We start from the raw sequence: 22,742 nt of genomic DNA on the forward strand, positions 1-22,742 counted from the left end.
TTCCCCTGAAGGAGCGGGCTCCGTCGCTTCGGACCTCAGCGCAGCGGCGCAGTGCCCTGCTGACTGTTCCCGCCATCGTCGATCCACAGGTAGCGAACCTCGCCAGCGCTTGCCGGCAGTGGCTGGGTTGGCGCCAGTGTGCGCTGCGAGAATGGTGGCAACAGGTCGGCCGGTAGCGGCGAACCGGCGCTGCCCTGACGCACTTCGGCGCCGGCCAGGGTGATGACGTAGGCGGTGGGGTTCTCCACCTGCACCGCATTGCCGGCCCTTCGGAAGACCAGTTTGCGCGGAGCTTCCTCGGCGTCTTTCGCCAGGGCGCGCGGTCGATAGATGACCTTCATCTGCGTGCGCAGCGTGACGGTCAGGCGCGACTGTCCCTCGGCCAGCGGCTCGCTGGATTGCGGCGGAATTTCGTAGAGGTTGAGCCAGTACAGTGACTCGCGGTCCTGCGGCAACGCCTCGCCGGTGTAGAGCAGGCGCAGGCTGCGCTGCTGGCCGGGGTTGAGGCGGAATACCGGGGGCAGGGGCATGATCGGCGCCTGCGCGGTCTGCGGCGCGGCGTCGAGATCGCCGTCGTCGATCCAGGTCTGCACGATGACCGGGTAACTGTTCTGGTTCACCAGCGCCAGCGAAGCCTCGCGCTGGTCGGCGTCGAAGATCACCCGCGTGCGTTCGGCGGTGACGCCGGCGTGAGCCTCCATGGCCCCCAGAAGCGCGAGGCCGAACAGCGCGATGAGCAGCCGTTTACTGCACACGGATCACCACCTGGGCGGTGGCTTCCACGCGACCGGGAGTGACGGTGGGCATGCTGCCGACGCCGAGTTTTTCCAGGCGGGCGCGGAAGGTCTCGGTGTACTGGGTGATACCACTCACTGTACCGGTGTTGTTCGACGCGCCGCCGATCACCGGGTACCAGCCGACGGCTGCCGCATTGCTGCCCTTGGCGGAGTTCTCGTTGGCCAGCAGGTTCATCTCGCTGCCGTTGCGCAGCAGGCGGATGCCCACGCCCTGGGCTACGCCCGGTTGGCCGTAGCGATCGGAGACCAGGTAGGAAAGCCCACCGTTGGAGTTGACCAGACCGAGCCCGGTGGAGGCTGCCAGTGCTCCCGCGGAGACCTTGATGCCCAGTGCCGTGCCGTTGACGGTGGTGCTGTTGATCACGCCCGACTGGCATTTGAAGTCGACCTGGAAAGGCATCTCGCGGCTCGAGCCAGCGTTGATTTCGCCGATGGAGATCGACGGGAACACCACGTGCGGCGTGACGTTGGTGACGGCGCAGGTGGGGTAGCGCTTGAGCGTCATGGTGTTGTACAGACCAATGGCGCCGGGCCAGTTGTAGTGCCAGCCGTTGTAGTTGCCATAGTGGGTCTGGCCGACGTTGGGGTAGGCCAGGCCCGGGCCCTTGATGGCGATGTAGCCGGCGGGCTGGGTGTAGAGGTAGGCCTGCGAGGCGATGGTGGCTGAATAGGGGAAGCCGAGGCTGGTCTCGAGCGGCCCGCGAAACAGCTCGGCACGTACGGCGCTGAGATTCTTCGCCTTGACCAGCTGGAAGCCCCGCGAATCGATGTCCAGCCCGGTCAGCAGACGCTCGCGCCAGACGTCGGTGAAATACTGGCCGCTTTCCACATGGGTCAGGCGTAGCAGGACGTTGGGCCAGGCAGTTCGGTAGGCCGACTGCAGGCCGATGGAATTGCCGGCGCTGTCGCCGCCCTGGTACCAGCCGCTGTAGAGGTTGTCGGCGTTGGTGGAGAACATCTCGTACACCGCGTCCCCCGATGCGCAGCGGAAGAACACGCGCTCGGCGTCGTAGCCGGCGGAGTTCCCATATTGGGTGATGGGTGACACGGAGCTGGCGATCAGGCTGCCGTCGGGCTGGAAACTGGCGTCGCTGACGTTGATCACGCTGGGCAGGCCGAGGGAGCCGTTGCAGGTATCGCAGGCCCCGTCGCCCGGCCAGGCGCCGGCCACGCCCTCGCCGGGACGGATCTGGTAGGTGGCGGTGGTGGTGGCGCTGCCGACGCTGGTGACCTTGTAGCAGGTGGCCCAGGCGCCTGGCGCGAGCAGCAGGGCGAGCAGCGGCAGGCTGCGCAGGATAGGGTTCATGAAGCCTCCGGTAGGCAGGTTGCCTGCAGGCGGACCAGTACCTGGTCGACGTCGGCGCCCTTGAGGTCATACGGCAGCAGGCAGCCGTCTTCCGGGCGTTCGCCCCACTGCACGCGCAGTCGGCCGTTCTCGCCTTCCGCGCGGGCATAGACCTGGCCGCCCTGGCCGACCATGCCGATGTTGACGCCATTGCCGTCGAGCACGTCGGCACCCAGCGGCAGCGGCTGGCCATCGGGCAGCCTGGCCTGGATCAGCAGGGGGTGGCCGGTGAGGGTCTTGAATTCGACGCGCACGGCGGCACCGGCGTACGGCGCAATCTTGCGTTCGGTTTCCACCAGTTCGGCGTTCTCGTCGATCCCTTGCGGGTCGAGGCTGATGGGGTTGTAGCGGTACGGCGAGAGCGAGGGCACCACGGCATAGCCGTTGCTGTCCACCCGCGCGCCCTGGCCGCCGCGCACGCCGGCGCCGCTGGCGCCCTTGGCTTCCACCAGGGCGAAGGTGTCGCCGACATAGGGCCCGAGGGTCAGGCCGCCGCTGTGCAGCACCGCCGCGCCGCGCATGCCGCCGTTGACCTGGCGGTAGCTGGAGCTTTCGGCGTAGCCGGCGTTGAAGGTGGCGACCGAGGTCTGCTGCTGCACGCTGCCGTTGAAGTCGGTGCCCTGGCCTTCGCTGTCGCGCCCGGCGGACAGGGCGTAGCTCAGGGTGCGCGCCTCGCCCAGGGTACCGTTGAGGCCGGTCTGGTAGGTGCTGCCGCTGGTATCGCCGGAGCGTCGCGAGGCCATGGCGCTGAGGTTCGGCGCGCGGCTGGTGGAGCCCAGCGGCATGGACAGGCTCAGGGTCAGGGTGTTGTTGCGGTTGCTGCCGTGCTGCAGGTTGTACTGCGGCGGCTGAGAGGGGTCGTAGTCGTCGTTCACGTCGCGGTACCAGGTGGTCTGCTGGCGCGAGTAGGACAGGTTGTAGCTGAGCTGGCGCCAGACATTGGAGTAGCCGACCTGCAGCTGGGTATCGCGGCTCTTGCCGTCGTAGTAGTCGGCGGTGGAGCCGGACAGGTAGAGGTTGCCGTACTGCCCCAGGTCCTGGTTGACCAGCAGGGTGAACTGGTTGCGCTGCTTGTAGCTGCTCGAGTCCCAGCTGTCGCCGTGCTCGTCGGCATCGCGGGCGGAGAGTGCATCGCCGAGGTCGCGGTAGCCCTCGGTGGAGTAGCGGTAGCCGGCGAGGGTCAGGGTGGTCTGGGTCGGCTGGAAGGTCCGGCTGTAGTTCAGCCCGACGCGCCAGCCCTGCTTGCGCTGGTTGTTCTCCACGGTGGCGCTGGAGAAGGTGGTGTTCATGCCGAAGGCGCCGTAGGGCGTGGCCAGCACGCCGCCGCCGAGCACGGCCAGGTAATCCTCGGCGACGCGGGTGCCGAGGTTGGCGGTGAGGGCGTTGGTCAGGCCGCGCTGGTAGGTCAGGTCGCCGAACAGGTCGTTGCCGTCGCCGTATTGGCGCGCCTGGCCGACCGTGGCGCTGTAGCGCGACAGGCCGGGGCGCATGGACTCGGGCACGGCGGAGAAGGGTACGGAGAAGCGCGATACGCTGCCGTCGGCCTCGATCACCTGCACATCCAGGTCGCCGTCGTAGGCGGTGCCGTAGAGGTCGTCGATAACGAAGGGGCCGGGCGCCACGGTGGTCTCGTGGATCTTCCGGCCGTTCTGGCTGATCACTACCCGCGCGTTGGTGTTGGCCGTGCCGCGCACCTGGGGCGCGTACTGGCGCTGCGAGTCGGGCAGCATGCGGTCGTCGGTGGCCAGGCGCAGGCCTCGGTAGCCCATGCTGCCGAACAGGTTGCCCTCGGTGTAGCTGTCGCCCAGGGTCAGTTCGCTGCGCAGGCCCGGCACCGCGCGCTGGGCGTAGGTGCGGATGCTGTTCCAGTCGCTGCGGGTGTTCCCCGCGTAGCTGGAATAGGTGTAGTTGGACTGGTGACGCAGGCGCCACAGGCCGAGGTTCACGCCGCCGTTCAGGCCCAGGTAGCCGTAGTCCGAATCGCCGCCGCTGCCGGAGTCCTCGAAGGTGGAACGGTAGAGGTTGGCGTCGTAGTTGACGAAGCCCATGGTGCTGCCGGCATCCCATTCATCCGGGCTGACATAGCCGCGCGGCTTGATGTCGAGCAGCGCCTGGGGCACCGAGAGGTCCAGGCGCAGGCGTGCGGTGTCGAGGTTCCAGGTCGAGCCCGGCAGGCGCTCGGTGAGCCAGTGGCAGATGCCCTGGTCGTCCTTGCCGGCCTTCGGGTCGGGGCGCGCACCCAGGCTCTGACGCAGGAAGCGTTCGCTGAAGCAGGGCTCGGCGCGCTCGCCGCGCTGGCGCATTTCCACTTCGGCGCGGGTGGCGTACTGACCGTTGAGATAGAGGTCGACGTGGTAGGTGCCGGGGTCCACCTGGTCGGCGCGGTTGAAGCGCTCCAGGCTGCCGCCGGCCAGCCCCGACCCCATCAGCAGGCTGTCGTCGAAGCGGTAGTCCGCATCGCCCTGGGCCAGCCCCGCGACCACCATGGCGAGGGTTCCGAGGGCGAAGGGCAGCAGCGGTCCACGGTGGAGGTCAACGCGGCAGATCATGGCGAAGTTCCACTCTTGCGCCGTAGTCGTTGATCAGCAGCGCGGACAGTCGCGGCGTGCCGGCGGGCAGTGCCGAAGGCTTCTGCGCCTGCCACTGGGCCTGGCCCATGGGCGCGACCATGCCCGGCTGCAGCGTCCACTGGCGTTCGCCGACGCTGAGCGTCGCGCCGCCGAAGGAGGCGTGGAAGCCGGTGGGGTTTTCCACCTTCACGCTCCAGTTGCTGCCGTTCTGCACCAGGGAGAAGCGCAGCTTCTCGGGCAACTGCTCCGGGCTGCCGGCGATGGCTGCCGGGCGGTAGAACAGCTTCAGGCGGTTGCGCAGCATCAGCAGCATCTGGTTCTGCTCGGCCTTGGCGGCGTTGCGTGGCGGAATCTGCAGCACGTTGAGGTGGAACAGCGATTCGCGGTCCTGGGGCAGGCCGGAGCCGGTGTAGAGGATGCGCAGGGTCTGGCCGCTGCCGGGCGCCATGCGCGATACCGAAGGGTTCACCACGAAGGGGGCCTTGGCGGTGTCCGGCGTGGAGGCAGGGTCGTCGATGTCGATCCAGGCCTGGATGACGTTGGGGAAGCCGTCCTTGTTGGTCAGCTGCACGGTCTTCTCCCGGGCGTCGCCGGGATAGATGACGCGGGTGCCGGTGATCACCACGCTGGCCTGGGCGAGCGAGGCGGTGAAGGATGCCAGCAGGGCGAGCGCAAGCGTCGCCGCGCGAAGCGGGCGCGGTGGGAGGGCGTTCATCCGGTTCACCTGTGTTGCCGGGACGTTCGGGGCGGGTTCACCCCTGAACGACGCGGCGCAATGCGGGAAGGCGGCACCGGGGGGCGGTGCCGCGGGGTATCACTCGTAGCGCAGGGTGTAGGTCACCGAGCCGAGTACCGGGCCGGGGGTCACGACGGCGTCTTCGGAGATGTACTGCACCGCGTAGTCGTAGCTGGCGCTGGTCTCACCGTCGGCCAGGACGATGTCACCGGCGGCCACGGCCGCGCCACCTGCCAGGTTCACCGGAGCGCCGGCCGGGCCGTCGAGCAGCTGCAGGGCCACGCCGGTGGCGCCGCTGGCGGCGGTGTTGGTCAGGTTGCCCGAGGCGGTGGCGTTGGTGGCCTGGAACAGGGTGGTGAAGTGCTCGGCGGCACCGCTGGGGGCGGCACAACCGGTCAGTTGCAGGGTGAAGCTGGTCTCGCCGGTGGTCTGGCCGACGGTGCCGTTCAGGGCGCTGACCGGCACGCTGTCGAGGATGACGGTCGGGTCGGTGTTGCCGTCGACCACCGCCGAGCAGGTCTGGTCGGTTACTTCACCACTGAAATTGATGGTGTTGGCGGCGAAAGCAAAGCCCGGCACAGCGAAGGTGGCTGCGACAGCCAGGGCGGTTGCGCGAAGTTTCATTCTCTTGAGCTCCATGGTCAGGGTTTTTTCCCAGGCCAATCTTCCCGTCAGAGCTTTCGGAAAGCTCTGAGACGAATCTGAAAGCACCGCTGCAGGTTTTCTGCGGCGCCTGACCAACGGCGCCGGGGCCGTGGCAGAGCCCTGTGCCGGGGCTGCCGGGGACCGCTGCCCTGCCGCGGGAGAAAAAACTTTTGCTCGCCTGTCGATTCCCGCCCGCGCGCTTCGACTAGGAAGTAACTGCAAGCGCACCGAGCGGGGATACGACCATGAAGTACCTCTGTCTGATCTATGTGGATGACCAGCGCCTGTCGAGCCTGTCCGAGCCCGAGTACCGGCGGCTGATGGACGAGTGCTTCGCCAACGACGAATACCAGCGCCGGGCCGGGCGGGTACTCGCCTCCGAGGCGCTGGAAACGGTGGAGACGGCGACTACGCTGCGGCATGGCGCGACAGGGCTGGCGGTCACCGACGGGCCCTTCGCCGAGACCCGCGAGTACCTGGGCGGCTTCGTGCTGATCGACGCCCGCGACCTCAACGAAGCGCTGCAGATTGCCCAGCGGATTCCCAGCGGTCGGCTGGGTGCCGTGGAGGTCCGCCCTGTGCGTGACTGGGATCGTTATTTCGCCGGGCGCTGAGGCCCGGCTCTTCGAGATTTCTTTGTTTCAAGGGCTCTTCATTTCAAGAGCGAGCAACGTCAGGAGGATGTGATGCTGAAGTGGATCGGGTTGGTGGTGGTAGTGGCCGTGGTGGCGGTTCTGGTGCTGGCGGCGAATCGTCCGGGCACCTTCCGCGTGGAGCGCAGCGCGCGCATCCAGGCGCCGCCGGAGAAGGTCCAGGGCTATATCGAGGACTTCCACCTGTGGGCGCAATGGTCGCCCTTCGAGAAGCTCGATCCGGCCATGCAGCGCAGCTTCTCCGGCGCCGACAAGGGCCGCGGCGCGGTGTACGCCTGGGAAGGCAACGGCAAGGCCGGGGCTGGGCGCATGGAAATCCTCGAAAGCGACCCCGGCAGCCGCGTGACCATCGCGCTGGACTTCTTCAAGCCGTTCAAGGCCAGCAACACCGCCGAGTTCACCCTGGTGCCGCGCGACGGCGGCACCGAGGTGACCTGGGCGATGTTCGGTCCGGTGCCCTTCGTGGCGAAGATCATGCACCTGTTCTTCGACGTGGACAGCATGGTTGGCAAGGACTTCGAGACGGGCCTGGCCAACCTCAAGGCGCTTGCCGAGAAGGGCTGATGCAACCCGCAACCTGAAGGAGGTGAGCCATGTGCCCTCTGTGCGTATCGACCCTGACGCTGGCGGTGACCAGCGTCCTTTCCGCCGGCGGCGTCAGTGCCTTCGCCGTCACCCGCCTGCGCGGCAAGCGCCGCGCCCGGCCCAACGAGCAACGGGAACGCCCCCAGGAGCGTGCGACATGAAACTGGCCGATAAAGGTTCTTCATTTCCGGAGATGCCCCGCGTGGTGTCCCAGGCCGCCTGGCGACAGGCACGCATCCGCCTGCTGGAGCAGGAAAAGGCTGCCACCAAAGCCCGCGACGCGCTCAACGCCCAGCGTCGCGAGCTGCCGGTGGTGCGCATCGACAAGGACTACCGCTTCGAGGGCGCGCACGGCCCGCTGCGCCTGCTCGACCTGTTCGAAGGCCGGCCGCAGCTGATCGTCTACCACTTCATGTTCCATCGCGACACGGGGCTGGGCTGCGAGGGCTGCTCCTACCTGATCGACAACCTTGGCCGGCTGGAGCACCTGCATGCGCGTGGTACCACCTTCGCCATGGTGTCCCGCGCGCCGCTGGAGGAAATCGCGCCATTCCGCGCCCGCATGGGCTGGCAGTTCCCCTGGTACTCGTCGTTCGGCAGCGACTTCAACTACGACTTCCACGTCAGCGTCGATGAGTCCGTCGCCCCGGTGGAATACAACTATCGTGACAAGACGGAGCTGGAGCGCCTCGGCCAGGACTACCACGTGCGCGGCGAGCAGCCGGGCATGAGCGTGTTCCTGCGCGACGGCGACCAGGTCTTCCACAGCTACTCGACCTACGGCCGCGGGCTGGAGGCGCCGCTGTTCACCTACCACCTGCTCGATCTCACCCCGCTGGGGCGCGGCGAAGGCTGGGACGGCATGCCCGACTACCAGGGCAAGGGCATGAACTGGACGCGCTTCCACGACGACTACGACCAGGCCGCGCCGCCGCACAGCTGCTGCGAATCCTGAACCGACCCAACTACTACACGGAGAGATTCCCGATGACTGCTGCCCAGAAGAACGCCACCCACAGCGAACTGCACGCGCTGCTGGAAAGCTGGCTGAAGTCCGTGCGCGCCTCCGACGTCGAAGGCATTACAGGCCACTACACCCGCGACATCCTCGCCTTCGATGCGGTGAAGCAACTGCAGTTCAAGGGCGTCGAGGCCTACGCCAGCCATTGGCGCGACTGCACGCAGATGTGCAAGGAACCCACTTTCGAGATCCATGAGCTGAGCTTCGAAAGCAGCGGCGATACGGCCTTCGGGCACTACCTCGCCTACTGCGGCGGCACCGACGACAAGGGCCAGCACAACGCCTCCTGGGCGCGGGTCAGCGTCGGCCTGCGCCGCGAGGCAGGGCAGTGGAAGATCGCCCACGAGCATTTCTCGATTCCCTTCGATCCGGCGACGGGGCAGCTGTTGTTCGACGCCAAACCTTAATCTGGTTGACCTGTAGGAGCGCGCCATGCGCGCGATCGCGGGCGTGGCCCGCTCCTGCAGGGGCTACCGTGCAACGAGTTCGCGTGTACGTTCGCTCCAGCGAAACACCCCGCAACGATCCCCTCGTCGCATCCGTCCGACCAGCTCCCACCTTGAAGGGAATGCGTGCAGGATAGGCAGACCTCTCCACGCCAAGGACCTGCGGCCCATGCACGAGTACGCTCCCCAGCCCCTGCGCGACGTGGTGGACGAGGTCTATCGCCGTGAATCGCGCCGGGTGCTGGCCACGCTGATCCGTCTGCTGGGGGATTTCGACCTCGCCGAGGAGGCACTGCATGAAGCCTTCGTCGCCGCCGTGGACCAGTGGCGACGCGACGGCGTGCCGGCCAACCCGCGCGCGTGGCTGGTCTCTGCCGGGCGCTTCAAGGCCATCGACGGCCTGCGTCGGCGTTCGCGTTTCGACGCGTCCCTGACGCAGATCGCCGAGCAACTGGAGATCGACGCGCAATCGGTGGAAGAACTGGCCGACGAAAGCGTCGAGGACGACCGCCTGCGGCTGATCTTCACCTGCTGCCACCCGGCCCTGCCGGCGGACTCGCAGGTGCCGCTGACCCTGCGCGAGGTCTGCGACCTGAAGACCGAGGAAATCGCCCGCGCCTACCTCGCCACGCCCTCGACCATCGCCCAGCGTATCGTCCGCGCCAAGGCGAAGATCCGCGACGCACAGATTCCCTACCAGGTGCCAGAAGCCGCCGAACTGCCGGAGCGCCTGGCCAGTGTGCTGCGGGTCATCTACCTGGTGTTCAACGAGGGGTACTCGGCCTCGGCTGGCGATTCGCTGACCCGCACCGACCTGTCCGCCGAAGCCATCCGCCTGGGCCGGCAGCTCCTCGAATTGCTGCCGGAAGCCGAAGTGATGGGCCTGCTGGCGCTGATGCTGCTGCACGAGTCGCGGCGCGAGGCGCGCACCGCCGAGGACGGCGAACTGGTGCTGCTGGAAAACCAGGACCGCGCGCGCTGGGACCGTGCCTTGATCGGGGAGGGCCAGCAACTGATCAGCGCTGCGCTCGCTACCCGGCGTATCGGCCCCTACACCCTGCAGGCGGCGATCTCCGCCGTGCATGCCGCCGCGGCCGACATGGCCAGCACCGACTGGGCGGAAATCGTCGGTCTCTACGACCTCCTGCTGGCGATGCAGCCCTCGCCGGTGATCGAACTCAACCGTGCCGTGGCCCTGTCCATGCGCGATGGCCCGCAAGCGGGGTTGGCGCAGGTCGATGCCATCCTTGCCCGTGGCGACCTGCAGGATTACCACCTGGCCCATGCCGCGCGCGCCGATTTCTGTCGCCGCCTGGAGCGCCGCGAGCAGGCGCGCGGGGCCTACGAACGCGCCCTGGAACTGGCGAAGCTGGAGCCGGAGCGGCGCTTCCTGGAGCAGCGGATTCGCGAACTCGACCGCTGAGTTGCATTGCAGCATCCAACTGCCAGACTGTGCGACTGACCTCTGCCGACCCGTGCCCATGACCGAACCGACGCCGCGCGATTCCCTCTGGAGCGTCTTCCTGATCTTCCTGCGCCTGGGCCTGACTTCCTTTGGCGGGCCGGTGGCGCACCTGGGCTATTTCCGCGAGGAGTTCGTGAGCCGGCGGCGCTGGCTGGACGAGCCGCACTACGCCGATCTCATCGCCCTCTGCCAGTTCCTCCCCGGCCCCGCCAGCAGCCAGCTGGGCATGGCCCTGGGCGCCTTGCGCGCGGGGCAGTGGGGCGCCTTGGTGGCCTGGACAGGCTTCACCTTGCCGTCGGCCTTGCTGATGCTGCTGGTCGCCCTGGGGCTGTCGCGGCATGGCCAGTGGTTGCCGGCCGGTGCGCTGCACGGGCTGATGCTGGTCTCCGTCGCCGTGGTGGCCCATGCCGTCTGGGGCATGGCCAGGTCGCTGTGTCCGGACTGGCAGCGCCAGGGGCTGATGATCCTGGTGACCGCCGTGGCGCTGCGCTGGCCCGGCGTTGTCGTGCAATTGCTGGTGATCCTCGCGGCTGCGCTGATTGGCATGGCCTGGCTGCGGCCGTCCACGGTGGACGATTCGGTGGGCCCGGGCCATTGCGCGTCGCGTCGTCGGGGCGGCTTCTACCTGCTGCTGTTCTTCGTGCTGCTGGCGCTTCTGCCGTTGGCGGCGGCCGCGTGGCATTGGCCATGGCTGACGCAGTTCGACGCCTTCTACCGGGTCGGCAGCCTTGTATTCGGCGGCGGGCATGTGGTGCTGCCGCTATTGCAGAGTGCGGTGGTTGACCCCGGCTGGGTGGATGCACCGACCTTCCTCGCCGGCTATGGCGCGGCGCAGGCCTTGCCGGGGCCGCTGTTCACCTTCGCCGCCTTCCTCGGCGCGGCCATCACCGAGCCGGGCGGCGCGACCGGCGCGCTGCTGTGCCTGCTGGCGATCTTCCTGCCGTCCTTCCTGCTGGTGCTCGGCGCCTTGCCGTTCTGGCAGAGCCTGCGTCGCCAGCGGCCTCTGCGCGCGGCGCTGGCCGGGGTGAACGCCGCCGTGGTCGGCCTGTTGCTGGCGGCGCTGATACATCCCATCGGCAGCGAGACCATCGTCGGCCTGCTCGACATTTCCCTGGTCGCGCTGGCCTTCCTGGTGCTGCTCAGTGGCCGGGTTCCGCCCTGGGCGCTGGTGCTGCTGGGCGCGCTGGGCGGAGGCCTGGCCGGGGCGCTCTAGAGGCTGCTCACCAGGTGCCCGCCATCCACGGCGAGCACCGCGCCGGTCATGAAGGCGCCGGCGTCGCTGGCCAGCAGCAGGAAGGGGCCTTCCAGTTCCCGGAGCTGGCCGAGGCGGCGCATCGGTACCGTGTCGCGGATGTAGGCCTGACCCTTGTCGCTGTCGAAGTAGGCGTCGTTCATTTCAGTCCTGAAGTAGCCCGGTGCGATGGCGTTGACCCGCACGTTGAAGCGCGCCAGTTCCAGCGCCAGGGACTTGCTCAGCTGTACCACGCCGGCCTTGGCCGCGCAGTAATGGCTGTAGCCGCCGCCCACGCGCAGGCCGAGGATCGAGGCGATGTTGACGATGCTGCCGCCACGCCCGGCCTTGGCCAGACGCTGCGCCGCGCACTGGGCGACGCGCCAGACGCCGTCGAGGTTGGTGGAGAGCATGCTGCGCCAGTCTTCCTCGCTGACCTCCAGCGCGCGCTGGCCGTTGCCGATGCCGGCGTTGTTGAGCACCACATCCACCACGCCGAACTGCGCCTCGGCGCTGTCGAAGGCGGCCTCGACGCTGGCGCGGTCGGTCACGTCCAGCGCCACGGCATGGGCTTCACCGCCGTCGGCACGGATGGCTTCGGCCAGTTGTGCCAGGCGCTCCGTGCGCCTTGCCGCCAGCACCACGCGGGCGCCCGCACGGGCGGCCACGCGCGCCAGGTGTGCGCCGATGCCGCTGGAAGCGCCGGTGACCAGTACGGTCCTGCCGGAGAGGGAGAAGAGGTCGTTGCTCATGGCTGCACCTTGTTCATCAGAGCGAATTCGCTGATCGCCAAGGTTAGCCGGATGCGCCCTCAAGGGCGTGCAGGGTGCGCCATTCGCGCGGCTGATGACGTTGACAGCATGGGCTCCACCCCTCTTGCGACCATGCACCATCACAGCCGGGAGGGCGGACGTAGGATGGTGTGGAGCGAAGCGATACCCATCGATGAGCGGGCCATGCCAGGAGAAATGGCAGAAACGAAAAAGCCCGGCACCTGGCCGGGCTTTTCATGACGCGGGAAGCGAATCAGGCAGCGAGTGCGCGGGCTTGCTTCTTCTTCACCTGCGCGCGGCAAGCATCGCCGAACGCCTGGAAGATCTTCACCGAGTCGGGGTTCTTCGCCGCCTGCCATTCAGGGTGCCACTGCACCGCGAAGAGGAAGGAGGAAAGCGTCGGGGCGTGGATGGCCTCGACCAGGCCGTCTTCGGCGTGGGCGATGGCTTCGATGCCCTTGCCCAGATTCTTCAGGCCCTGGCCATGCAGCGAGTTGACGCGGATCTCGTCACCCAGCAGCTGCTGCAGCCAGCTGCCCTGGATCGGGCGAACGCCGTGGGCCGGGCTGTACTGCACGTCGACCGGGTCTTCGGGATTCTCGCGATGGTCGTTGAAGCCGGGTTCGGCATAGACCTTCTGGTAGATATCGCCGCCCAGGGCCACGTTGATTTCCTGCATGCCGCGGCAGATGCCGAAGATCGGCAGGCCACGCGCGATGGCGGCCTTGATCAGCGGGATGTCGAAGTTGTCGCGGTCCTTGTCCTGGCCCTTGCCGGGAGTTTCATTCTCCTGGCCATACAGGGTCGGATCGATGTTGCTGCCGGCGCCGGTCAGGTACACGCCGTCGGCCATGTCCAGGTATTGCTCGAGGTCTTCGATGCCGCAGCAGGTCGGTACCAGTACCGGCACGCAATCGGACTGTTCGACCAGGGGCACGATGTATTTGTGGGTCATTACCTGATAGTCGTGGCCTTTGCGCTCTTGGCTGCCCATGGACATCAGGACGACGGGTTTACGGAGAGTCTGTTTCTTGTTGCCAATGTTGCTGTTGGACATATGTCACCTTTGGACGGGCTGCAGCCCATCGTTTTTGTGCAGGCGCGCAGCGGAAAGGCGCGCTACCTGAGGCCCCGAGCACTGCCGGGAGCGCACAGAAGGCGAAGTTTCCCGGTCGAAACCTGCCTACCAGCCTGCCAGAGCCGTTAAATATGTCAAACGAATTCGACGCGGGCCGTCAAAAATAATGGCCGAAATCCTGTCTTACAATTCTTCTATCTAATTGTTTTTAAAGGATTTATTGTAATATCTCGACGTGCTGAAAAGTCCATTATTTAAAACGCCTGGTCATAATGGTGAAAAATTCTGCACGCTTTTTCACGGCAGCCGTTCAGGATCGGCAACGCCCGCGCAGGCGGCACGCTCTGCCTCGCGGGTTTGCCCTCAGTGGCACTCGATACGGTTACGGCCGTTCTGCTTGGCCCGGTAGAGCGCGCTGTCGCTGCGGGAAAGCCCGGCCTCGGCAGACGCGTCGCTGGCTTCCAGCGCAGCGATGCCGATGCTGATGCTCAGCGGGATGCGCTGCCCGCCCTGCATCAGCGGCTGCTCCAGCAATTGCTGCTGCAGGCGTTGGGCGAAGACCTGGGCGGCGGCAACGTCGGCATCCCCCAGCACCACGGCGAACTCCTCGCCACCCATGCGCCCGGCGAAGTCGACGCGACGGATGTCACGCCCGAGGATGCTGGCGAAGTGGCGCAGGGCCTCATCGCCGACGGCGTGGCCCCAGCGGTCGTTGATCGCCTTGAAGTGGTCGATATCGCACATCAGGATCGCCGCGTGGTGCGTCGTCGAGCGCTGCACGCGGCCTAGCTCCGCCTCGATCAGGCGCATGAAGTGGCCACGGTTGGGCAGTTGCGTGAGGAAGTCGGTGGTGGCCAGCACCTGCAGCTCGGCTTCGATGCGTTTGCGTTCGGTGATATCGGTGATGAAACCGTGCCAGATCAGGGTGCCGTCGGCCACGCGCTTGGGGTGCGCGTTGCCCTGGCGCCAGAGCGTACCGCGCCCGGCGATCTGCACGCGGTATTCGTGCCGCCACGGTTGCAGGAGGGCGGCGGAGGCCTCCAGCGAGGCAAGGCAGGCCGGCAGGTCCTCGGGGTGGATCAGGTCGCGCAGGAACACGGAGTTGTGCTGCATCTGCTCGGCCGCAATGCCATAGATGTCCATCACCCCGGCACTGACATAGGGGAAGGTGCCGGTGCCATCGGGCAGGCGGCGGAACTGGAAGACCATGCCGGGTATTTCATTGGTCAGGTCGGTGAGCAGCTCCACGCTTTCGCGCAGTTGCTCGGCCATGCCGCGCAGGGCGGTGATGTCGGTGGTGGTGCCGAGCATGCGCAGCGCGTTGCCGGCGGCATCGCGCTCGACCACCTTGCCGCGGCTGCAGACCCAGAGGTAGTGGCCGTCCTTGTGGCGCAGGCGATGCTCCACCTCGTAGGCCTCGGTGCGACCCTCGAAGTGATCGCGCATGGTGTTCTGCACGTACTCGAGGTCGTCCGGGTGCAGGCGCGTGTAGGCGTCCTCGATGCGGCTGCCGATCTCGTCCTCGGCGTAGCCCAGCAGGGACTTCCAGGCGCTGGAATAGTGGATCTCGCCGGTGGGCACATGGCGATCCCAGATACCGGTTCCGCTGCCGTCCACCGCCAGGGCCATGCGCCGCTCGCTTTCCTTCTGTGGCATGCGGGCGCGGTCGAGCAGGGCCTCGCCCAGCTCCAGTACATCGTCCAGCAGCGTCTGCTGTTGCTGGCTGAGCGACTGGTCGCCGTTGCCCAGCAGCAGCAGGCGCGCCTGGGGGAAGCCTTCCTGGTCGCGCAGCGTCTGGCTGGCCAGCAGGTTCAGGAGCTGGCCCTGGTGGCTCAGCGGGCTGGTGGCGGCATTGAGGGACAGCAGGGTAGCCAGAGAGAGGGCGCCGGCACCGTCGATGCCGAGCTGGCCGAGCAATTGGCCGCGCATGTCGATGAGCAGGACGGCGCAATCGCCACCCGCATGGCGGGCGAGACGCAGCAGGCCGTCGTATCGCCCGTACTCCTGTACCCCAGCTTTACTGGAAGTTCGCATCCGATAGCAGCTTCTTCAACGGAGGATGGGCGTAGTTCTGGATTGTGCTCCGCGCCTGACATGCGGCAGGCGGACGCAGGTGGCTTTATGAAATCACGGCCGCTCAGCGGCCACAATCTCCACCTGCGACATGGGCGACGAGCGCACCTCGCCCGCCGCGTCTGCGACGGGCGAGGAGGGCGTCAGTTGATGAGCTGGTCGATCAGCACGGCGTTGGTGTAGATCAGGCTGCCGTCGCGGGCGCTGTGGCCGACCAGGTGGAACTGCCCGCGGTGCTCGGCGCCGCCCAGGTACACGCGGAACATGCAGTCCGCCAGCGGGCCGACCGCTTCGGGCATGTGCAGGTCGAGGGTGTGCAGGTCGGCGTCCACCATCATTTCCTTCTGGCCGTTCTCCTGCAGGTACACCTCGGCCTGCTCCAGGTGCAGGCGGTCCTCATCGGTCAGGTAGAAGCGGATGTCTTCCAGCGGCGTGGGCTTCTGCTCGGCGGTGGTCTTGCACCAGCCTTCGAGGGTCATTGCGCTCATGGTGAGGTGCCTCCGTGGTTCGCGTAGGGATACAACGCGTCGTCGCAGAGTTGGACCGTTTCGCTGGCAGGTTCGCTCACTTTTTGTTCAAGACAGCATTCGGGACATAAAAAAAGCCGCTCCAATGGAGCGGCTCGAAGGACGTCGAAGGAGCAATCACAATATCAACGTCAGGAGTTGTCTTCCGCAGGGAAAGTGCGGAAGCGGGAAGATGGGGTAATTCTAGAAAGTTGCAGCGGCGGGATAAACCGTTATTCCGGGAAGAGACTTTCTGCACGGGCGTAATAATCTCGCCTGGACACGGGGCAAACTTTCAGACGAATCCGAAAGTTGCCCCGCTCAATAATTCAGCGAATGTTCGTGCTGAATTACAGGATCGACAGCGGGTATTCGACGATCAGGCGCAGTTCGTTGTTGTCGGCTTCACCCTGGTCGGCGTTGGCGCGGTGGAAGGCCTGACGCACGCGGAAGGACAGGTCCTTCGCCGGGCCTTCCTGGACCACGTACTTGGCTTCCAGGTCGGTCTCGTGGTGGCTGCCGTCCTCGCCGTACATGCCAGCGTAGCTGCCATCGGCGTCGGCGTGGCTGCCGTCGATGCCGGTACCGTTGATGTAGCGGGCCATGAAGCTCAGGCCCGGTACGCCGTAGGTGTCCATCGCCAGGTCGTAGCGCACCTGCCAGGAGCGCTCGCCCGGACCGTTGAAGTCGGAGTACTGCACGGAGTTGGCGAGGAACACCGAGTCACCGGTGGCACCGTCGCCGTCGTCGCCGAAGCCGACGTAGTCGAACGGGGTGTCGCCGTGGACCTTCTGGTAGGCCAGGGTGACGGTGTGCGCCTGCAGGAAGGAGTAGGCGGCTGCCAGCGACCAGGTGGTGTTGCTGATCTCGCCGGCCTTGGCCTGGCCTTCGTCGTTGGTGCGGTAGATGTTGAAGTCGAAGGCCAGCGACTGGTCATCGGCGACCGGCAGCACCCAGTTCACGTTGCCATAGTACTGGCGCCAGATGTCCTTGAACTCGGAGCCGTACAGCGAAACGCTCAGGTTGTCGTTGATCGCGTACTTGCCGCCGAGGAAGTCGACGTCGCTGGTTTCCACGCCGGCATAGGCCGCCCACAGGCCGCCGTCGCGGGCGGTGGTGACCGGGCTGGTGCCGGAGGTGAAGTGACCGGCTTCCAGGTCCAGGCCTTCGATTTCGCTGCTGAACAGGTTGAAGCCCGACGCAGTCTGCGGGATCAGGCGGGTGCCGCCGGCGGCGAACACCGGAGCGGTCGGCTGCATGTCGCCGAATTTCAGCTCGGTCTTGGAGATGCGCACTTTCAGCGCGCCACCGGCCTTGCCGTAGTCGTCATCCGGCTTGCCGTCGTTGCCGACCGGCAGGTTGCCGGTGCCCGCACGGCCACGGCCGGCGTCGAGCTTGATGCCCAGGTAGCCGAAGGCGTCCACGCCGAAACCGACGGTGCCCTGGGTGTAGCCCGAGGAGAAGTTCGCCAGGAAGCCCTGGGTCCAGTCGCGGTTGTCGGCTTTGCCGTTCTTGCCGTCGTGGTCGTAGTAGTAGTTGCGCAGCAGGACGTCGAACTTGGCGTCCTCGACGAAGCCCTTGGCATCGGCCTGATCGGTGACGAAGGGTTCGGCGCTGGCGAACTGGCTGGCGGCGGCGGAAACAGCGAGCACGATGGCGCTGCGTTTGAGGTGCTTCATGGATATTGCCCCTAGAGTCTTGGAGGACCGGCTCGATGAAGTGCGTGAGAACCGGACGTTTTTATAGGCAGGCACAATGAATCCGAACGTGGATTGACCACGGCGGAAAGTCGCAGGAAGTTGCGTTGGCATTGTTGCAGTTAACTGGCTTTGTATTCCCCCACGAATTGCTCCAAGCGTGGGAGAGCCGACGTCATAATGCCGAAAGAGTTCGCCGTTTAAATCACGGATTATGAAAAGGTCTTTGTCTCAAACTGTAATAATCAGGACGTTGGTCGAGTTGACATAACGCATTTGGAAGTTCCGCGTATATAAGCAATGTCACTGTTTCCGGGGGCTGCGGGCACGGTGACATGGCGCGCATCGGGGCGATGCGGCTAAGCTGCGCGACCCGGCCGCCGCACCCGCTGCGGCGACGTGCCCCATTCACCGACAGCAGAGATTTGTCCCATGACGCCTACCTTCATCCCCGACGCGGACCCCGAATCCATCTCCTCCGACGTCGCCGGCTTCGGCGGCCTGCTGGTTTCCACGCAGATCCCCACCCTCGAGGACGGCAGCCTGGAACTGGGCGACATCAAGGCCCAGAGCGTGGCGACCCTGCGCAGCCTGCAACTGGCCCTGGATAAGGCCGGTAGCGGCCTGGACCACGTACTGCACCTGACCATCTACCTCACCAGCATGGCCGACCGCGCCGCGTTCAACGAGGTGTACTGCAGCTTCTTCGCCAAGCCCTACCCGGTGCGCGCCGCCGTCGGTATCTCCGAGCTGGCCGTCGAGGGCATGAAGGTGGAAGTCACCGCCATCGCGGCCAAGCGCGCGGGCTGATCTCTCCGTTCCGCAGGATCGGGCCGCTCTGCGGCCCTTTCTTTATGTGTTGCGCTTCTTCGACCTGAGCACGTCTCTGGTTCGCGAGCAAGCTCGCTCCTACAGGACCACGCCAGGCTGCTCTGCGTAGGAGCGGGGGGACGCCTGGTTCTTGCTCGCGAACAGTCCCCGCTCCAACCCCCCCCCCCGAATGTATTCCTTTGTATCCACCGCTCCCTGAGCGGACACACGCATACAAAAGCCTCCAGACGCCGATACGTCCGCGATACATCACTGCGGCGAAATAGCCCTACCCGAACGACACGGCGCAACGGCTGGGAAACCTCCAGTGCCTCGTTCCAGGGATTCGCCCTTGCGGCATGACTCGGCGCAGCAAGCGCCACAGCATCTGGAGAAGCAGCATGACTCGTACCTCGAAGACTCAACTGGGCCTGATCGCTATCGCGCTGGCTGGCGGCTTGAACATGGCGTCCTCCGCTTTCGCCGTCGAAGCCTTGCCGCAGGGCTACCAGCTGGCTTCCGCCGCCAAGGCCGGCGAGGGCAAGTGTGGCGAGGGCAAGTGCGGCGCCAACGAGGCCAAGGCCAAAGCCAAGGTGAGCCAGGGCGAAGGCAAGTGCGGCGAAGGCAAATGCGGTGCCGACGGCGCCCAGGCCAAGGCCACCGGCGCCGAGGGCAAGTGCGGTGAAGGCAAGTGCGGCGATGCCTCCTTTGCCCGCACCGATGCCGATCACGACGGCCGCGTCTCCCGTGCCGAACTGCTGGCTGTGGCACCCAAGGCGGGCGCGGAGTTCGACGCCATCGACGCCAACCACGACGGTTACCTCTCCGAGGCCGAGGTCTACCAGTTCCGCAAGAACCAGTTCGACTCCAACGGCAAGCCTTTCCCGTCCGACCTGTACAGCAAGCTGAGCCAGGCCAAGAACTGACAGACGCTGCCCCTCCCCGAGCCGATGGCCGGGGAGGGCACTTCGCCAAGGAGACTGCCATGACCCCTTCCGTACCCCTGCAGGGAGCCGGCCTCGGCCTGCGCCGCGCGATGCTGCCTGACCTGCTGACCCTGGACGACCGCGCCGTGGACTTCCTCGAAGTCGCCCCGGACAACTGGATCGGCGTCGGCGGGACCTATGGTGAAGGGCTGGCCCGTCTGGCCGAACGCTTCCCGCTGTCCTGCCATGGCCTGTCGCTGTCCCTGGGCGGCCCGGAACCGCTGGACCATGTATTCCTCGGTCGCGTCCGCGAATTTCTCGACCAGCACCAGGTACCGCTGTTCAGCGAACATCTAAGTTACTGCTCCGACGAAGGCCACCTCTACGACCTGATTCCCATGCCCTTCACCGACGAGGCCGTGCGCCACATCGCCAGCCGCATCCGTGAGGTGCAGGACATCCTCGGTCGCCGCATCGCCGTGGAAAACATCTCCTACTACGCCGCGCCCTACCAGGCGCTGAGCGAGATCGACTTCCTCCTCGCGGTGCTCGGCGAGGCTGACTGCGACCTGCTGCTGGACGTCAACAACCTCTACGTCAACGCCCACAACCATGGCTACGACGCCGCCGGCTTCCTGGCCCGCGTGCCGGCCGAGCGCGTCGCCTGCCTGCACGTCGCCGGCCATTACGACGAAGCGCCGGACCTGAAGATCGACACCCACGGCGCCGCCGTGAAGGACGACGTCTGGAGCCTGCTGGCCAGCGCCTACCAGCACCTGGGCAGCGTCCCGACCCTGCTGGAACGCGACTTCAACCTGCCGCCGCTGGCCGAGTTGCTCGGTGAAGTAGCCACCATCCGCCACCTGCAAACATCCGCGCGCCGACCGGAGGTGCGTCATGGCTGAGACCTTGCGCGAGCAGCAGTTGCGCATGACCCGCTACATCCGCGACCCGCAGGCCAACGAGCCGCCGCCCGGCATCGAGGCGCGGCGCCTGGCGGTGTACCGGCAACTGTTCTTCGGCAACCTGCAAGCGCTGCTCGCCGGCAACTTCCCGGTGCTGCATGCCAGCCTGCCAAGTGAACAGTGGCAGGCGCTGACGGAGGATTTCTACGCCAGCTTCCACTGCCAGACGCCGCTGTTCACCGAGGTGGCCGGCGAGTTCGTCGACTACCTGGAGGGGTGCAGCGAGCAGCCCGGCTGGGTCGCTGAACTGGCGCACTACGAATTCATCGAGACCGCGCTGCTGCTCAGCGACAACGCCGAGCCGGCCCACGACCCGGACGGTGACCTGCTCGAGGGTGTGCCGCTGCTGTCAGCGCTCGCCGCGCCGCTGGCTTATGCCTGGCCGGTCAGCCACATCGGTCCGCAACACATTCCCCTGGACGCCCCGGCCGAACCGACACTGCTGCTGGTGCGCCGGGATACCGACCTGAAGGTGTACTTCTCGCGTCTGGCCCCGTTGGCCCATGCTCTGCTGGTGTCGCTGCAACAGTGGCAGCTCACCGGTCGCCAACACCTCAAGGCGCTGGCTGAAATCGCCGGCGTCGAACCGGCCGCCATCGAAGGGCAGGGCGTTGCCCTGCTGCGCAGCCTGAAAGAACAGGGCGTGGTGCTCGGCACCCGCCCGAATTGCACCACTCCACGTCGTCCCTCGTTGCATCGCCCCTGAAGGAGAAGCGTCATGACCGACACCCTGGCAACCGTGATCTACACCGCCCACACCCACACCACCGGAGGTCGTGATGGTCGCGGCCAGACCACCGACGGTGAACTGGACCTGCCCCTGAGCCCACCCGGCTCCGGCCGCCCCGGCACCAATCCCGAGCAACTGTTCGCCATCGGCTGGTCCGCCTGCTTCATCGGCGCCCTGCGCCGCGCCGGGCAGAAGCTGAACGTGCGCCTGCCGGCCGATGTGGCGGTGGACGCCGAAGTCTCCCTGGGCAACACCGCCGACGGCGGCTTCGCCCTGGCCGCCCAGCTCACCGTGCACCTGCCGGGACTGGAGGCCGAGGACAAGGCGAAGCTGGTCGACGAGGCGCATCAGATCTGCCCGTATTCCAAGGCTTCGCGCGGCAATATCGAGGTGGGGTTCGTCATTCCCTGATCGATCCCTTGTCCACAGCACAGCCCGCGCACCTTCATCGGTGCGCGGGCTTTTTTGTGTCCTATCGGCGTGCGAGGTGCTTCCCTGTGGGAGCGGAGCTTCTCCGCGACGTTCTTGCTCTTGCTTGGGGTTTGGTGTGTCTGCGCCGCTTCGGCGTACGCGCGGGCTTCTGGTTTCGCCCCCTCGGGCGAGTTCCTTTTGGCAAACGTCGGATAGCCGCCCTCCCAAAAGGAACCAAAAGGTCTTGCCCCGGACATCCGGTTTTTCGCTTAGGCGAAAAATTCCCTCGTTGAAGCGAAGTTTCAGGGGCCCGCGTCGAAGGGCCATCCCTGGCTCATCGCCGCTCTCGCGACATCCATGTCGCTCAACCCCTGAAACTCCGCTTCAACGAGGCCTCCTGAACGGGGCATTCGGCGCGCGGACGTTTCTCTGGAAGTCTTTGAAGCCAAAGCCAAAGCCAAAGCCAAAGCCAAAGCCAAAGCCAGGGCCGCACGTAGGGCGAATAACCCGGAACGGGTTATCCGCCAATTGCCTTGCGACGGATAACGCTGGCGCGTTATGCGCCCTACGATCACAGCGGCGGAGTCCAGGCTGGAAGGAAAACCCGAGGGCAATACGTACCCTGTAGGAGCGGGCCATGCCCGCGAACAGCGGACAAGGTCCGCGTTCGCCCCATCGCGCCGACTTCCCGCAGGCAAACAAAAACGCCCTCTCCAGAAGGAGAGGGCGTCGTGGGTCGACCAGATGAATCGCCAGCCTATCAGACGTTCCGCGAAGCTCCCATTACCCGCCGCACCAGCCCATCCACACTCAGCGCTCCCGCTCCCTTCAACACCAGCGGCACCAGCGCTACCAGGTAGATCAGCGGCAGCTTGTAGTTGCCAAAACCATGATCAGTAATCGAGTAGCCCTGGGCCAGTTCCGCCAGGCTCGACCACTGCGCCGGCCAGTGCACCGCGGCGATGGCGACGAGGGTCACGACGATCAGCGAGGCCGAGGCGAAACGAGTCGCCAGCCCCAGGAGCAACAACACCGGCGCGATCAGCTCGGCCCACATCGACACCTGCCAGTCGAAGCCGGCGGAGAAGTGGTTGAAAGGGAAGGGGAAGCTGGCGTGGATCTGTTCGAACCAGTTGTCGCCGTGCCATTTCTCCAGGCCCGACTCGAAGAATTCCCAGGCCAGGAACAGCCGCAACGGGATGTCCCAGCCCCAGGCGGCGAGGCGGTCGAGTTGGTCGAAAGCGGTCTTGAGCGGGTTCAGGGTCAGCAGGGTCATGGC

General features: G+C 66.3%; 23 protein-coding genes. 12 read left to right on the forward strand and 11 right to left on the reverse strand.

The window, feature by feature from the left end:
- Positions 1-35: 35 nt before the first annotated feature.
- From IB261_RS06215 to IB261_RS06235, 5 genes are all read right to left on the reverse strand, one after another.
- A complete protein-coding gene (locus tag IB261_RS06215; RefSeq protein WP_081517554.1) occupies positions 36-755 on the reverse strand; it encodes a fimbrial biogenesis chaperone in 720 nt (239 codons plus the stop codon).
- Complete coding sequence (locus tag IB261_RS06220) at positions 745-2,103, reverse strand: fimbrial protein (protein ID WP_192381663.1); 1,359 nt, start codon at positions 2,101-2,103, stop codon at positions 745-747. The genes IB261_RS06215 and IB261_RS06220 overlap by 11 nt, the downstream gene beginning before the upstream one ends.
- The gene (locus IB261_RS06225) at positions 2,100-4,691 is read right to left on the reverse strand and encodes a fimbria/pilus outer membrane usher protein (protein WP_192381664.1); all 2,592 of its coding nucleotides are present in this window, start codon (positions 4,689-4,691) and stop codon (positions 2,100-2,102) included. Before IB261_RS06225 ends, IB261_RS06220 begins: the two co-directional genes overlap by 4 nt.
- Complete coding sequence (locus IB261_RS06230; RefSeq protein ID WP_192381665.1) at positions 4,675-5,427, reverse strand: fimbrial biogenesis chaperone; 753 nt, start codon at positions 5,425-5,427, stop codon at positions 4,675-4,677. Before IB261_RS06230 ends, IB261_RS06225 begins: the two co-directional genes overlap by 17 nt.
- 99 nt (positions 5,428-5,526) lie before the next feature.
- Complete coding sequence (locus IB261_RS06235) at positions 5,527-6,072, reverse strand: fimbrial protein (RefSeq protein WP_151189524.1); 546 nt, start codon at positions 6,070-6,072, stop codon at positions 5,527-5,529.
- A gap of 266 nt (positions 6,073-6,338) precedes the next feature.
- Here IB261_RS06235 and IB261_RS06240 point away from each other — a divergent pair, with 266 nt between their 5' ends.
- From IB261_RS06240 to chrA, 7 genes are all read left to right on the forward strand, one after another.
- Positions 6,339-6,707: a YciI family protein gene (locus IB261_RS06240; protein ID WP_192381666.1), complete on the forward strand. Its 369-nt coding sequence runs from the start codon at positions 6,339-6,341 to the stop codon at positions 6,705-6,707.
- 72 nt (positions 6,708-6,779) lie between these two features.
- A complete protein-coding gene (locus tag IB261_RS06245) occupies positions 6,780-7,310 on the forward strand; it encodes an SRPBCC family protein (RefSeq protein ID WP_192381667.1) in 531 nt (176 codons plus the stop codon).
- 29 nt (positions 7,311-7,339) lie between these two features.
- Complete coding sequence (locus tag IB261_RS06250) at positions 7,340-7,492, forward strand: hypothetical protein (protein WP_167523265.1); 153 nt, start codon at positions 7,340-7,342, stop codon at positions 7,490-7,492.
- Between the two features lie 32 nt (positions 7,493-7,524).
- Positions 7,525-8,286 carry a DUF899 domain-containing protein gene (locus tag IB261_RS06255; protein WP_218035535.1) on the forward strand — a complete coding sequence of 254 codons (762 nt, stop codon included), beginning with the start codon at positions 7,525-7,527 and terminating at the stop codon, positions 8,284-8,286.
- Between the two features lie 32 nt (positions 8,287-8,318).
- Positions 8,319-8,759 (forward strand): YybH family protein, encoded by a 441-nt coding sequence (locus tag IB261_RS06260; RefSeq protein ID WP_151189528.1) that lies wholly within the window; start codon positions 8,319-8,321, stop codon positions 8,757-8,759.
- A 208-nt stretch (positions 8,760-8,967) separates the two neighbouring features.
- A complete protein-coding gene (locus IB261_RS06265; protein ID WP_192224762.1) occupies positions 8,968-10,221 on the forward strand; it encodes an RNA polymerase sigma factor in 1,254 nt (417 codons plus the stop codon).
- 58 nt (positions 10,222-10,279) lie between these two features.
- Entirely contained in the window at positions 10,280-11,476 is a 1,197-nt protein-coding gene (chrA, locus tag IB261_RS06270; protein ID WP_081517564.1) for a chromate efflux transporter, read from the forward strand.
- On the opposite strand, the gene IB261_RS06275 is transcribed toward chrA, so the two are convergent.
- The 5 genes from IB261_RS06275 to IB261_RS06295 form a co-directional block, all read right to left on the reverse strand.
- A complete protein-coding gene (locus IB261_RS06275) occupies positions 11,473-12,246 on the reverse strand; it encodes an SDR family NAD(P)-dependent oxidoreductase (protein ID WP_081517565.1) in 774 nt (257 codons plus the stop codon). The two genes, chrA and IB261_RS06275, sit on opposite strands and share 4 nt — an antisense overlap.
- Before the next feature lie 274 nt (positions 12,247-12,520).
- Positions 12,521-13,324 carry a gamma-glutamyl-gamma-aminobutyrate hydrolase family protein gene (locus tag IB261_RS06280; protein ID WP_151189532.1) on the reverse strand — a complete coding sequence of 268 codons (804 nt, stop codon included), beginning with the start codon at positions 13,322-13,324 and terminating at the stop codon, positions 12,521-12,523.
- 384 nt (positions 13,325-13,708) lie between these two features.
- Positions 13,709-15,379, reverse strand: a complete 1,671-nt coding sequence (locus tag IB261_RS06285; RefSeq protein ID WP_081517567.1) for a sensor domain-containing diguanylate cyclase — start codon at positions 15,377-15,379, stop codon at positions 13,709-13,711.
- Positions 15,380-15,561: 182 nt separating this feature from the next.
- Positions 15,562-15,906, reverse strand: a complete 345-nt coding sequence (locus IB261_RS06290; RefSeq protein WP_192381668.1) for a hypothetical protein — start codon at positions 15,904-15,906, stop codon at positions 15,562-15,564.
- A 368-nt stretch (positions 15,907-16,274) separates the two neighbouring features.
- Positions 16,275-17,603 (reverse strand): OprD family porin, encoded by a 1,329-nt coding sequence (locus IB261_RS06295; RefSeq protein WP_138212384.1) that lies wholly within the window; start codon positions 17,601-17,603, stop codon positions 16,275-16,277.
- A 450-nt stretch (positions 17,604-18,053) separates the two neighbouring features.
- Here IB261_RS06295 and IB261_RS06300 point away from each other — a divergent pair, with 450 nt between their 5' ends.
- The 5 genes from IB261_RS06300 (at position 18,054) to IB261_RS06320 (ending at position 21,463) form a co-directional block, all read left to right on the forward strand.
- The gene (locus IB261_RS06300; RefSeq protein WP_192381669.1) at positions 18,054-18,431 is read left to right on the forward strand and encodes a RidA family protein; all 378 of its coding nucleotides are present in this window, start codon (positions 18,054-18,056) and stop codon (positions 18,429-18,431) included.
- 401 nt (positions 18,432-18,832) lie between these two features.
- Complete coding sequence (locus IB261_RS06305) at positions 18,833-19,357, forward strand: HvfA family oxazolone/thioamide-modified RiPP metallophore (protein ID WP_081517571.1); 525 nt, start codon at positions 18,833-18,835, stop codon at positions 19,355-19,357.
- A 59-nt stretch (positions 19,358-19,416) separates the two neighbouring features.
- Positions 19,417-20,262, forward strand: a complete 846-nt coding sequence (locus tag IB261_RS06310) for an HvfB family MNIO-type RiPP peptide maturase (protein ID WP_192381670.1) — start codon at positions 19,417-19,419, stop codon at positions 20,260-20,262.
- A complete protein-coding gene (locus IB261_RS06315) occupies positions 20,255-21,028 on the forward strand; it encodes an HvfC family RiPP maturation protein (protein WP_192381671.1) in 774 nt (257 codons plus the stop codon). The genes IB261_RS06310 and IB261_RS06315 overlap by 8 nt, the downstream gene beginning before the upstream one ends.
- Before the next feature lie 12 nt (positions 21,029-21,040).
- Entirely contained in the window at positions 21,041-21,463 is a 423-nt protein-coding gene (locus IB261_RS06320) for an organic hydroperoxide resistance protein (RefSeq protein ID WP_081517574.1), read from the forward strand.
- 760 nt (positions 21,464-22,223) lie between these two features.
- On the opposite strand, the gene IB261_RS06325 is transcribed toward IB261_RS06320, so the two are convergent.
- Positions 22,224-22,739, reverse strand: a complete 516-nt coding sequence (locus IB261_RS06325; RefSeq protein ID WP_151189541.1) for an HvfX family Cu-binding RiPP maturation protein — start codon at positions 22,737-22,739, stop codon at positions 22,224-22,226.
- Between the last annotated feature and the right edge of the window lie 3 nt (positions 22,740-22,742).

Source organism: Pseudomonas sp. PDM20 (assembly GCF_014852575.3).
GTDB lineage: Bacteria > Pseudomonadota > Gammaproteobacteria > Pseudomonadales > Pseudomonadaceae > Pseudomonas.